Source organism: Azospirillum sp. UENF 111221 (assembly GCF_058780625.1).
The window spans coordinates 2430196-2442640 of record NZ_JBSNCH010000005.1 but is presented as its reverse complement, the minus strand read 5'-3'; the positions used below and the strand labels follow the sequence as shown (position 1 = coordinate 2442640).

Sequence of the window (12445 nt, the reverse complement as noted above, 5' to 3'; positions counted from 1 at the left end):
GCCGTGCCAGCGGCTTCGCGAGACCCGTCAACGCCCCCGCATCGACGGATGCCAGGCCGTCGTCGCCCGCTCCAGCAGCGCCAGCGCGCCATACAGGCCGGAACCGGTCAGCGCCGCCACGGCGATGGTGGCCCAGACGATGTCGAGATTCATCCGCGCCACTTCGGTGGAGATGCGGAACCCCATGCCGACCACCGGGGTGCCGAAAAATTCGGCAACGATGGCGCCGATCAGGGCCAGGGTGGAGTTGATCTTCAAGCCGTTGAACAGGAAGGGCAGCGCATTGGGCAGCCGCAGCTTCACCAGCGTGCGGCCATAGCCGGCGGCGTAGCTGCGCATCAGGTCGAGCTGGATGCGCTCCGAAGTGCCAAGGCCGGCAAGCGTGTTGATCATCATCGGGAAGAAGGTCATGACGACGATGACCGCCGCCTTCGACTGCCAATCGAAGCCGAACCACATCACCATGATCGGCGCGATGCCGACCACCGGGATGGCACTGGCAAGATTGCCGAGCGGCAGCAATCCGCGGGCAAGAAACGGCACGCGGTCGGCAAGGATTGCCACAATGAGTCCGGCACCACAGCCCATGACATAGCCGCGCAGGACGGAGGTCAGCACCGTCTGACGGAAATCGTCCCACAGCACCGGCGCGTTGGCGGCCAGCGCCGCCGCGATGCGGCTGGGCGGCGGCAGCAGGATCGCCGGCACCTGGAAGCCGCGGACCAGCACCTCCCATCCCACCAGCAGGCCGAGCCCGAACAGGCCGGGCACGATGACGGAGCGGGTCCAGCCCGGCACGCCGGCCAGCACCCCCATCACCCGCCACAAAAGCAGCGTCGCCGCGACCAGGAACAGCCACAGCCCCCAGCCGGCCGACAGGTCCAGCCCCTCGTTCAGCAGATGCAGCGGCAGGAGCCAGGCCAGCGCCACGCCGGCCAATTCCGGCCAGGCGCCCCAGACCCGCTTCGGTGCCGACGCGCCGGCAACGACAGCCAGCACCACCCCGATCAGGAACAGCGGCGCCATGGTTCCGCCGAACCAGCCGAGGACGGCGCCGCCTTGGGCGCCCACCGGCAGGGCCAATGCCGCCAGCGCCGGCAGGGCGATGGCGACCAGCCCCCAATCGGCGGCCGTGCGCAGGCTGGTGCGGTAGGGATTTGTCGCCTCATCGCCGGTCGAATCGCTCATCGCGCCCCCGCCCGGCCCAGCAGGACCAGCTCAAGCCCACGCACCACCGCGATCAGCGCCACCGACAGCAGCGAGGCCATGATCAGCGCCGCCCAGATCTGCACGGTCTGGCCGTAATAGGACCCCGACAGCAGCCGTGCCCCCAGCCCGGCCTGCCCGCCGGTCGGCAGCTCGCCAACGATGGCGCCGACCACGCTGATGGCGACCGACACCTTGAGGCTGGCGAACAGGAAGGGCATTGAGGCCGGCAGCCGCAGCGACCAGAAGGCGCGCAGCCCGCTCGCCGAATAGGTCCGCATCAGGTCGAGCCACAGCGGATCGGCGGAGCGCAGCCCCTTCACCATGCCGACCGTGATCGGGAAGAAACAGAGATACATGCAGATCACCGCCTTCGGCAGCAGCCCGGTCAGTCCGATGTTGCCGAGGATGACGACGATCATCGGGGCAATCGCCAGGATCGGGATGGTCTGCGACGCGATCACCCAGGGCAGCAGGCTGGCTTCCAGCGTCCGGGTATAGACGATGCCGGCGGCCAGCAGGATGCCCAGCGCCAGCCCCATCGCCAGACCCGTCAGCGCCGCCTCCGCCGTCACCCAGGCATGGAACAGCAAATTGCGCGGGCTGGTCGGCGCGTAGCCGGTCAGGGAGTTCCACAGCTCCACCACCACCTGATCGGGGGTGGGCAGGATCGGCCGCTTCATCGCATAGGCCTGGGCCAGCACATCCGCGAAGCCGGCCGGCCTGTTGGCGCGCGCCAGCGTTTCAGCCGCCTGCGGCCAGTTCAGCCACGCCGCCCCGATGTACCAGGCCGCCAGCAGGAGCAGCGTCATCACGGTGACGGGAAGCGCACGCTTAGTCATCGTAGCTGTGCCCTTCCTTCAGCCCCTCGCGCACACGGTGGGCGATGGCGGCGAATTCCGGCGACTCGCGGATGTCCAGCGTGCGCTCGCGCGGCAGGCTATCGCAGTCGATGACGTCGAGGATGCGTCCGGGGCGCGGGCTCATCACCACGATGCGGGTGGACAGGAACACCGCTTCGGCAATCGAATGGGTGACGAAGACGCAGGTCTTGCCGGTCGCCCGCCACAGCTGGGTCAGATGCAGGTTCAGGTGGTCGCGGGTGATCTCGTCGAGCGCGCCGAACGGCTCGTCCATCAGCAGCAGGTCGGGCTGCAAGGCGAGAGCGCGGGCGATGGAGACGCGCTGCTGCATGCCGCCCGACAGCTGCCAGGGGAACTTGCGCTCGAAGCCCGACAGGCCGACGCGCTCCAGCTGCTCGCGGGCCCGTGCCTGTCGTTCGGCGCGGGCGATCCCCATGATCTCCAGCGGTAGCATGACGTTGCGTTCCACCGTCCGCCACGGATAGAGCGCCGGGGCCTGGAAAACGTAGCCGTAGAGCCGTTTCAGCCGCGCCTGCTCCGGCGTCATGCCTTCGATGGCGATCTGGCCGGCGGTCGGACGCTCCAGATCGGCGATCACGCGCAGCAGCGTGGTCTTGCCGCAGCCGCTGGGACCGATCAGCGAGACGAAGTCGCCCCTGGCGATGGTCAGGTCGACCTCGCTCAGCGCCGTGACCGGCTTGTCCGCCGTGGGATAAACCAAGGAGAGCTTGCTTGCCTCGACAACCACCGGGGACTTGGCCGAAGAAGACTTGGCCGAAGAAGCGGCCCGGTCCGAGCCTTGCCTGGAAGCGGACGCCTCCCGGACATCGAGCGGATTTGGGAAGGTCACGGGCGGCGGTCCTTCACAGGGCGGATAGCGGGCTGGTTTGGAAGACGGATCTGACGGTTTGGTCAGAAATCATCCACCCCGCAAACTATCACCGCCCCGACCAGGGCACCAGGGTTGCAAAAGCCCAGCCCTCTCACCCAAGGGCATCGGAACGCAACTTTGAGGGAAATTTTCACCGCAGCGCGTTTGGCACGCACATGCACGCCCTGTATTCTCGCGCATAAGGACGCGCACGATGCGCCAACAGCAACCGGAAGGAGGTGGCGCGAGTGAGAAAATTCCTGAAGTGGCTCGGCCGCTTCTGGTTCAAGCTGAAGTTCGAGTTCGAAGCCGGCTTCAACACGGACCAGGATAGGTAAGCCAACATTGGCGGGGCCGGGAAACCGGTCCCGTCATTCAGGAAGCGGCTCGCGTCACCTCCTGCCCCGCAGATTACCACGCCCCCACCATTTTCAAGGCAGGGGCGAGAGGTCATCCCGCCCGGACACGCAACGCGGGTGCGGATGCCCGGTGGAAGGGACAGGGCGAAAGAACTGGACGGGCGGCACCCTGCCGGAACAGGATCACGCCCCGTTCACGACCGCGCCAGCGACATGCCCGCCGCCAAGCCGCCCCCCAGTCTGGAAGTCACGCGCGAAGACGGCGCGGCCGGCACCGTGTTCGTGGCGACGCCGGTGCTGACGCCGGTGATCCGCACGCGCTATCTGCTGATCGCGGGGCTGCTGGCGACCGGCTTCATCGCCGGGGCCGGGCTGGCACCCGACGAGTTGTCCGGCATGCTGCAATGGCTGGCGGCCTTCTGCGCGGTGCCGGTGCTGCTGTTGTGGGTGGTGACATTGTCGGAGACGGTGCAGCGCCGCGCCGTACGGCTCGGGGTGACGGAACGTGGGTTGACGGTGGACGGCGCGCGCATCCATCCGCACGAAACGATTCGGGATCTGGCGCTCTATCCGATGGTGGGCGGCAAGCCGCTGTTCGTCGCCTGGATCGATCCGGCATACGACTACCGTCACAAGGCGGAGATGACGCTGGTCGCCGGCAACGTGGCGCCCAACGATGCGGTGAAGGCGGAATTGAAGGCTGCCGGCAGCCGCAATGTGCGGCTGGTCATGCACCGGCGCGGCGGGCACAAGGCGATCGTCCTTGTCCGCGGCCTGACCCTGTCGGGCGGGCAGACCCTGCTGGCCGCCCTGGCAGCGGAGCTTCGCGCTCGCAGCCGCTAGGGCGCCCCAGGCGATAGACTGGAAAAAACCGGAAATCAGCGGCGCGGAATGGCCGGCGGCTCCGGCAGGTCCTCTTCCAGGATGACGACGTTCAGGGCATAGGACACCTCGCCCTCGTCCTCGTCACGGTTCAGCGTGCCGAAGAACTCGCCATCCACCGTCACTTCGGCCGACTGGCCGGGCTTGGCCGGCGGCTCGATCACGATCTTGGGATTGCCCAGCGTCTTGCGCAGATACATCTGCACGCGGGCGATTTCGGTGTCGGACATCCGGACGGCGGACGGCTTGGCGGGCGGCATGGCGAACCTCGTTGTCTGCGAAGGAGCGTCATATAGGCGGCTTCGCCGCGAAGGGAAAGCGATACATCGCCGGATCTCCCGCTGCTACCGGAGGTGTGGCACGTGCGCCAGAGCCGCCCCAGACCTGCCCTCGCCCACGCGGGGTAACGCCGGCACAGTCCGACGCTCCGAATGAGCGGCGCTCCCGACTGGCGGAAAAGGCTATGCTCCCCGCGGCGGTACGCTTCCCGGCAACGGGCTGCCGCGATGACGTAAGGATGGAACGCCGTGACGAAGACCGCACTCCCGACCGCAAGCCATGCAGACCGCCGCCCGGCCGGCCGGTGGAGGCGCCGGCTCGAGGCGACCGTCCTGACGGCGGCACTGCTGGCCGCCCTGCCCTTCGGCGGCATGCAGGCAGGCGGCGCCCGGGCGGAGACCGGCAAGCGCGTGGCGCTGGTCATCGACAACGGCCGCTACACAGCACTCGACGGCCGGTCCGATCAGGCGGCCGCCAACGCCTCCGCCATGGCATCGGCCTTGCGCAGCGCCGGCTTTTCGGTGACGCGGGCCGACAATGTCGGACGGGTCGCAATGGAATCGGCGCTGGAGCGCTTCCGCGAGGCGCTGTCGGGGGCCGACCTCGGCTTCGTCTATTACACCGGCCTCGCCGTCGGACTGGGGGAGCGGGAATTCCTGCTGCCCGCCGATGCCGCCCCCACCGGAGCGGATGACCTGCCGCGCAACGCCCTCGACCTCGACGGCGTGCTGGGCGATCTGCGCGACAGCGGGCGCAAGTCCATCGTGGTGATCGATCCCGGCGTCGCCGAGGCACTGGCCCAGCGGGTCGGCGGCGGCGCGCTGGGCACGCCGATGGAGGCCGACGGCCTGTTCATCGTCTATGCCCATCGTCCGGGCGTGCCGCCGGTGCCGCCGAAGTCGGGCAAGGGGCCCGATGCCTTCACCGCCGCGCTGGCGCGCGAGATGGTCAAACCCGGGGTCACGTTCCGCGATTCGCTGGCCGAGGTCGCACGTTCGGTGGCCGAACGCAGCGACGGCCGGCAGTTGCCCTGGCTGCAGGACCGGCTGGGCAGCACTCTGGTGCTGGTGCCGGCGGTTGCCGCCGCCCCTGCCAAGCCACCGGCCACCCCGCCAGCCACGCCTCCGGCCGCCGCTCCGGCGAAGGAACCGCCGGCGGTGACCGGTTCCAGCCTTCCGCCCGGCAATTATGAAATGGCGAAGCCGGGCGTCCTGTTCGACCGGCCGGCGGTCGGTGCCCGCGGCGTCGCCCAACTGGCGGCAGGCAGCGCCGTGACGGTGCTGGAGTCGGTGCCGGAAGGAAGCTGGCTGCGCGTGCGCGATCCGGCTGGGCGAACCGGCTATCTCACCGCAGGGGCGCTGTCGGCCCGCTGGGCCGACCCGTCGCCGCAGGCTGCCCGTGGCCGCGGCCCGGTGGAGGCCGGACCGTCCTTCGGCGACCCCGGTTTGGACCAGGGCAGCGAACCGCCCGCCGCCGGCAACTCCGACCCGGTCCAGACCGAGCAGCGCAGTTTCCCCACCGCACCGGCCGGAACCGGCTTCTCCAGCCCGGACGGCCCGGCGGTGGAGGCGGAGCAGCAGGCGATGCGCGCGCTGGGCGATGCCCGCACCGCCGCGGAGCGGGCGCGCAGCCGACCCGACAGCCGGTTCTGGAGCTACGGCTTTTCCGGCGGAGACCGCTATGAGGGCGGCTGGGCACAGCCCTCGTCGAATTCGGGAGCCAGCACGGCACTGGGCCGCCCGATCCGCCAGGGAACCGGCGTCTACCATTTCGCCAACGGCCAGACCTATGAAGGGGAGTGGTCGGGCGATCTGATGTCCGGCTTCGGCGTGATGACCTTCAACGACGGCAGCCGCTTCGCCGGACGGTTCCGCAACGGCCAGCCGGACGGCCCCGGCATCTTCCACTACGCCAATGGCGGACAGAGCGCCGGGATGTGGCGCGGTTCCGTCCGCCTTGACCAGTAAACGGCCAGTAGACGCTACCGGCGAGATCCGCCGGTAGGATCAACCCGGCTTCGATCAGCGCGGCTTCAGGGCTTCCACCACCTGCACATGCCCCTGCAACGCGCCGAGCGTCAGGGCCGAATTGCCGTTGGCATCCATGCGGTAGGGGTTCGCCCCGCTGTCGAGCAGCAGCTTCGCCACCGCCTCGTGCCCGTTGTTGGCGGCGTACATCAGCGCCGACCAGCCATAGGCGGTGGTGCGGTCGACCATCACCCCGCGCTGGATCAGCGTGCGCGCCACCTCCTGGTGGCCGCGGGCGGCGGCGGCCATCAGCGCGGTCTTGCCATCGCTGTTGGTGGTGTCGAGGTCGGCGCCGCCCTCGGCCAGCGCCCGGACCACCCCGTCATGCCCGCCCCAGGCGGCATACATCACAGCGGTGGCGCCGTCGGAGGTGCGCAGGTCGGTGCGGGCATGGCGGTCGAGCAGCACGCGCACCGCGTCGGCCAGCCCCTGTTCGGCGGCGATCATCAGCAGGGTCTTGCCATTGTCCAGCCGCGTGTCGGCGCTGGCGCCGGCCTGGAGCGTGCGCGACAGCTCCGCCGGATTGCGCAGCAGGGCCAGGACCGATTCGCGGTCGCCTAGCCCCGGCGTCGCCTTCACCGGCGCCGCGGAGCTTCCTGGCGCAGTGCCGCCAGCGGTGCCGATAGCGGTCCCGCTGGCAGGCCCGACGGAGGGACCGGTGTAGACCCGCTGTTCGCTCGCGGCACGGATGCGCTCGGCCAGATCGGGGCTTTCCGGCGAGATCATCTGCGCCCGCTCGTAGAAACGCTTCGTCTCCGACCAATCGCCGTCCCGCTCGGCCAGCATCGCCCAGCGGCGATAGGTGTCCGTCATGGTGGTCAGCAACTCCGCCACCTCCGGCGACGACGGCGCGATCTGGCGGATGCGCTGCACCGTCTCATAGGCATTGTCGCCCGGCGGGGTGGTCAGGCGCTTGCCGGCGATCTGGCGGCGGGCCTGATCGACCATCGTCCGCACGCGCAGGGCGGTGTCGGCATCCGGAGCGGCGGGAGCAGCGGGAACCGCGGCGGTCGTCGACGGGTCTTCCAGCGGCGGCAGCGAGGCGACGCCCGGCGCCGCTTCCGTGTTGCCGGTCGAGGAGGCCTTGGCGGCCGACGGCTGCGCCTGGGCCGGCGGCAACGCCGCGGTTTCGATCGGAGCAGCCGCCGCCGGCACGGTCGTCGAGGCAGGCGGCGCCGGCTTCGACACCGTCTGGGTGCCGGCGGTGGGCGGCGCGGCGGGCGCCTGGACAGCCGTCTGCGTGGTCGGGGCCGTCGATGCGGTGGAAGGAGCGATGGCGGCCGAGGCGGTCGCGTCCGCAGCCGGTGCGACCGGCACCGTGACGGCATGCTGCCGCTCGGCCGGAGCCGTGGCACCGGTCAGGCCCTGCACGGTGCGCTCGACCGCATCGCGCGCCTTGGCCCAGCCCTCCTCGACCATGGCCAGGGCACGGTCGGGGAAGGCGCCCGGCACGGCGGTGGCGATGGCGGCACCGGCGGCGCCCAGCAGGACCAGCGTGGTCAGCGCCGCCCCGGCATAAAGCGCGGTGCGCCGCGGCGCCTGCACGGCACCGGCCTGACCGCCGTCCGGCGACCAGCCCTGGCCCTCCCAACGCTCATCCTGCTGCCAGGTCTCTTGCGGCGGGTTTTCCCGGCGCTGCCCCACCGACCAATCGTTCGCCGGTGGAATCGCGGCGGATTGCACCGGAGCCTGTTGTGGCTGGGGCTGGGGCGGTACAGCCAGCATCGGCCCGGGAAGGGGCGCAGGCCGGGACACGGGCTGCAGCGCCGGAGCCGGCTCCCGCACGTCGTCGACGAAGCCGCCCGCCGTCATCCGGTAGATCACGCCCATGTCGCGCAACTCATCGGTCAGACCGGCGCGCGCCAATGTGCCTTCCAGCTCGGGCGTGCCGCAGAGCAGCACCTGCATGAAGCGTCCGGCCGGCGTCTCCGCCCGCGTCAGATCGACCAGATCGGCCAGCACCGGCGGTGCCAGCACGGCGGCGTTGTCCACCGCCAGCAGGCCCGATCCGGCAAGCTCCAGCCGCTCCTCCAGCGCCGCGATCAACGTGTCGAAATCGGTCTCGCCGTCCTCCCCCGGAACCAGATCGGGCAGGGCACCGGTGCCGGCGGCAGCGACCAGATCCTCAACCTCCGATCCGACCGACGCCGCGACCGGCAGCGCCATGGCACCGTCGGCCTCGACATGCTCGACCAGCTGGCGGAACAGGGCGGGACGGCCCGAGCCGGCATCGCCCACCAGCACCAGCAGCCTTTTGCGCGCCAGGAAGGCGAGCACCAGTCCATCGCGAATCTCGGCCGCCGTGACACCGGCGGATTCGGAAACGGGATCGTGGTGGCCCGGAGCGGCGCGCCGGGCGCGCGAGGAATGTTTCGGGGCAGAACGGTCCATGGACATCTCAAGACGCCGATCAGTGAAGGATGCGCTGATGAGACTTTAGTGATGCGCCCCCCAAGCCCCGACGGAGCAAAGGGCGGTTGCCCCCTCTCTTCCGGGGTGGGTGGACTGACCCTTCCGGCGCGAAAGCAACCCTGGTCCGCCGGACGGGGGAGAGGTATAGGGTTGCCGCCGAAATTCGGTCATATCCCACCATCCGGACAGCGACAGTCATGCAAGTCGGAATCGATTTGGGCGGCACCAAGATCGCCGCCGTGGCGCTGGACGGCGACGGGACGGAACTCGCCCGCCACCGCCGTCCGACCCCCCGCGGCTTCGACGCCACGCTGGACGCCTTGGCGGAGACGGTGAACGCCCTCGACCCGGCTGGAACCGGCGGTATCGGCATCAGCCTGCCTGGTGTGGTGGACGCCGCCGCCGGACGGGTAAGGGCGGTCAACCTGCCCTGGCTGGACGGCCGTTCCCTCGTTGCAGACGCAACGCGGCGGATCGGGCGGCCGGTGCGGATCGCCAACGACGCCAACTGCTTCACCCTGTCGGAAGCAACCGATGGGGCGGCGGCCGGCGGAGGTCCGGTGGTGTTCGGCGTCATCCTCGGCACCGGTGTCGGCGGCGGCATCGTGGTGGATGGCCGCATCCTGCCCGGCGCCAACGGGCTGGCCGGCGAATGGGGCCATGCGCCGCTGCCCTGGCGCGAGGAGGCGGACGGCCCGCCGGTGCCCTGCGGCTGCGGCAGGATCGGCTGCCTGGAAACCATGCTGTGCGGGGCCGGGCTATCGCGCCTGCACCGTCATCTGACCGGCGAGACGCTGGACCCGCCGGAGATCGCCGCCCGCGCGCTCGTCGGCGATGCCGCCGCGGCCGGAACGCTGGCCCGCCATGCCGATGCCCTGGCCCGCGCGCTGGCGCCGGTGCTGAACCTGCTGGATCCCGACATGATTGTGATCGGCGGCGGCCTGTCCGCCCTGCCCGGCCTGTGCGAGACGGTGACGCGGCGCTGGGGCGCCTGGGCCCTGACCGCCGATCCGCGCACCCGGATGGCCGTCGCCCGCCATGGCGCGGAAAGCGGCATGCGCGGTGCCGCCCGCCTGTGGCCGGACTGACCGGCGTCCCGGCCACAGCACCACTTTCGAGACAGCAGACGCAACCAACGGTCACGGGTGGCACGGGACTTGCGCATTCTCCCTTCAGACCGAACGGGGGATATGCCCATGATGCGGAAGAAATTGGGGACGCGAGCCACGGGCAGCAGCGTTCATTTGCATTTTGCAAACCGGAACGCGACGCGGGCGGGAAAACCGGCAGTTCGTTTGCATTCTGCAAATGATCCTGGGGCAAGTGGTCAGCAAGCCGTCCTTGGCACCGGCCTCCATCTGGAGCATGCCTGTGCGCGTCTGCAGGACGCGGCGGTCGAGTTGGAAACGGTGCTGGCGACCTTGCCCGGCGACGAGCAGGCCGACCTGCATGAGGCCATCGGCTCGATCATGGAGACGCTGCAACTGATCGCGTCGGCCCATGCCCGGCTGGAACCGCCCATCGCCGCCGACTGACGCGCCAGTCCGCCATTGGCGGCATTGAATTGGCGACATGGAAAAAGGGCGGCCCGATGGGACCGCCCTTTCCGTTCGCCTGACCGTCGGATGCCGGTTCGGTCGGCGATGCGCTCAATCGGTGATGGTCTGCCAGAAGAAGAACGCGACGGCGAGAACCATGATGGCGATGTCCATGGGAACGGCTCCTGTGGATGACGGCGGATAGGCGTTTCGCTTCGATCTATACGACAGTTCGACCTCCGGCGGCAGTGCCTCCGTTCCCCCTGCGGCGGTTTTTCACTCCCCTGCGCGCTCCGCACGAAAAAAATCCGGGGGCACATGCTGGCCGATGATGCCGCCAAATTTGCGGACGCGACCTTCCCGCCCGCGCCCGCCGCGCAGGGGGCCGCGCCGAAGAGCCGGAAAACCCCGCTTCATCTATTTGTAAACAAAAGGAATTTTGAATTCTCTTGACCCGCTGCGCTGCGATGGCCCCTTGCTGCTCTTGCCCCGGCCTCCCGGTTTCAGACATGAAGATCGCAGCGCTATGACTTTTGTCAGGGGTTGCCTTCCCGGGGGGCTTTCTGGCAAGAAAAAGGCCGCTGGAAACAGCGGCCTTGAGTTTAGGGAGGAAACGCCCAAGAAGGGCGAAGCAGCAATCGCTTGCTGCACTGCAACAGTACCAGAAGCGGGGGGCGCTGCAACCCCCAAAGCCGGCCCCTGCGTGGGGCCGCAGCTTTTGGAGGGGCCTGTTGCGCATCGGCCACAGCCGGGTCAATCCTTTTGCTGGAGCGCAAGCCAGTCCGGCAGTCCGGCCGTTACACCAACGCGGCGTGCCGGCATTGGCCGACCGCCGCATTCCGACCGGCAGCGGCGCTGAGGACCCAGCCTTGACCCTCCATCCCCCCTCCGCCTTGGCGGAATTCGACGCCTTCACCGCATCCCTGGGCAGCCGCACCCCTGCCCTCTTCCTCGACTATGACGGAACGCTGGCCGCCATTGCGCCGCGTCCCGAACTGGCAACGATGCCCGACGAGGCGCGCGCGGTGGTGCAGCGGCTGTCGGCGCTCTGCCCGGTCGCCTTCGTCAGCGGCCGCGACCTGGACGACCTGACGGCGATGGTGGCGGTGGACGGCTTGGTCTATGCCGGCAGCCATGGCTTCGACCTGCGCGGTCCGGGCCTGCGCCGCCAAGTGGGGGTGGAGTATGTCCCCGACCTCGACATCGCCGACAGCAATCTGCGCGACCGGCTCGGCGGCATCGCCGGCGCGCTGGTGGAGCGCAAGCGCTTCGCCATCGCCATCCACACCCGTCAGGTCGCCTCAGCCGAAAAGCCCCGGGTCGCCGATGTCGTCCGCGCGGTGGTGGAGGTCCAGCCGCGCCTGCGCATGACCGGCGGCAAGGAATTGTTCGAGCTTCGCCCCAACCTGCCCTGGGACAAGGGCCGCGCCGTGCTCGCCCTGCTGGAGGCGCTGGGGCTGGAAGGGGACGGCACCATGCCGATCTATCTCGGCGACGACGAAACCGACGAGGATGCCTTCCGCGCCCTGGCAAGCCGGGGAGACGGGAACGGCATCGGCATCCGGGTGATGGACGGCCCGGCGGAGACGGCCGCGACCTGGAGCCTGCACGACCCGGCGGAGGCCGCGGCCTTCCTGGGGCGGCTGGCGGACTGGCTGGCGCAGGGGTGATGACGGACGGTTGACGATCCGGGGGAGCACCGCCCCCATTCACCAACCCTAAACCCCCGCCGCGCTACGCTGGCCGCTCAACCAGCCGGACAGCGTGCCATGGACATCGGATCGGCCACCACCGCCACGCCCTACCGGCCGCAGGCCAGCGCCGTCGACGGCCTGCAGGACGCGCAGGCCCGCACCGAGGCGGCGTCGGAACAGATCGCCGCCGGCAACCTGGACCCCGCCGTGGTGCTGGACCTGACCTCGGCCCAGGTGGATTTCGCCGCGAACGCCAAGGTGCTCCAGGCGACGCAGGAAAACAGCCGGCGCCTGCTCGACATGCTGGCCTGACG

Annotated in this window: 11 protein-coding genes; 6 read left to right on the top strand and 5 right to left on the bottom strand. The window is 69.8% G+C overall.

Annotated features, from left to right (window positions below):
* Nucleotides 1-27: 27 nt before the first annotated feature.
* The 3 genes from ACWPN3_RS26320 to ACWPN3_RS26310 are packed head-to-tail and all read right to left on the bottom strand — an operon-like array spanning nt 28 to nt 2790.
* Nucleotides 28-1188: an ABC transporter permease gene (locus ACWPN3_RS26320; RefSeq protein WP_492240025.1), complete on the bottom strand. Its 1161-nt coding sequence runs from the start codon at nt 1186-1188 to the stop codon at nt 28-30.
* Nucleotides 1185-2048: an ABC transporter permease gene (locus ACWPN3_RS26315; RefSeq protein ID WP_492240024.1), complete on the bottom strand. Its 864-nt coding sequence runs from the start codon at nt 2046-2048 to the stop codon at nt 1185-1187. Before ACWPN3_RS26315 ends, ACWPN3_RS26320 begins: the two co-directional genes overlap by 4 nt.
* Nucleotides 2041-2790, bottom strand: coding sequence for an ABC transporter ATP-binding protein (locus ACWPN3_RS26310; RefSeq protein ID WP_492240023.1), 750 nt, complete (start codon nt 2788-2790; stop codon nt 2041-2043). Before ACWPN3_RS26310 ends, ACWPN3_RS26315 begins: the two co-directional genes overlap by 8 nt.
* Before the next feature lie 722 nt (nt 2791-3512).
* Here ACWPN3_RS26310 and ACWPN3_RS26305 point away from each other — a divergent pair.
* Nucleotides 3513-4142 carry a hypothetical protein gene (locus tag ACWPN3_RS26305; RefSeq protein ID WP_109450010.1) on the top strand — a complete coding sequence of 210 codons (630 nt, stop codon included), beginning with the start codon at nt 3513-3515 and terminating at the stop codon, nt 4140-4142.
* A gap of 35 nt (nt 4143-4177) precedes the next feature.
* Here ACWPN3_RS26305 and ACWPN3_RS26300 read toward each other — a convergent pair whose 3' ends face one another.
* Entirely contained in the window at nt 4178-4441 is a 264-nt protein-coding gene (locus ACWPN3_RS26300; protein WP_098740518.1) for a DUF3126 family protein, read from the bottom strand.
* Nucleotides 4442-4708: 267 nt separating this feature from the next.
* Here ACWPN3_RS26300 and ACWPN3_RS26295 point away from each other — a divergent pair, with 267 nt between their 5' ends.
* Entirely contained in the window at nt 4709-6427 is a 1719-nt protein-coding gene (locus ACWPN3_RS26295) for a caspase family protein (protein WP_492240022.1), read from the top strand.
* 54 nt (nt 6428-6481) lie between these two features.
* On the opposite strand, the gene ACWPN3_RS26290 is transcribed toward ACWPN3_RS26295, so the two are convergent.
* Nucleotides 6482-8878 (bottom strand): ankyrin repeat domain-containing protein, encoded by a 2397-nt coding sequence (locus ACWPN3_RS26290; protein ID WP_492240021.1) that lies wholly within the window; start codon nt 8876-8878, stop codon nt 6482-6484.
* 218 nt (nt 8879-9096) lie between these two features.
* Here ACWPN3_RS26290 and ACWPN3_RS26285 point away from each other — a divergent pair, with 218 nt between their 5' ends.
* From ACWPN3_RS26285 to ACWPN3_RS26270, 4 genes are all read left to right on the top strand, one after another.
* Nucleotides 9097-9987, top strand: coding sequence for an ROK family protein (locus tag ACWPN3_RS26285; RefSeq protein ID WP_492240020.1), 891 nt, complete (start codon nt 9097-9099; stop codon nt 9985-9987).
* A 321-nt stretch (nt 9988-10308) separates the two neighbouring features.
* Nucleotides 10309-10434, top strand: a complete 126-nt coding sequence (locus ACWPN3_RS26280; RefSeq protein WP_492261828.1) for a hypothetical protein — start codon at nt 10309-10311, stop codon at nt 10432-10434.
* Between the two features lie 872 nt (nt 10435-11306).
* A complete protein-coding gene (otsB, locus tag ACWPN3_RS26275) occupies nt 11307-12107 on the top strand; it encodes a trehalose-phosphatase (RefSeq protein ID WP_492240018.1) in 801 nt (266 codons plus the stop codon).
* Nucleotides 12108-12206: 99 nt separating this feature from the next.
* On the top strand, nt 12207-12443 hold the full coding sequence (locus ACWPN3_RS26270; protein ID WP_109450004.1) for a hypothetical protein: 237 nt from the start codon (nt 12207-12209) through the stop codon (nt 12441-12443).
* Nucleotides 12444-12445 lie beyond the last annotated feature (2 nt).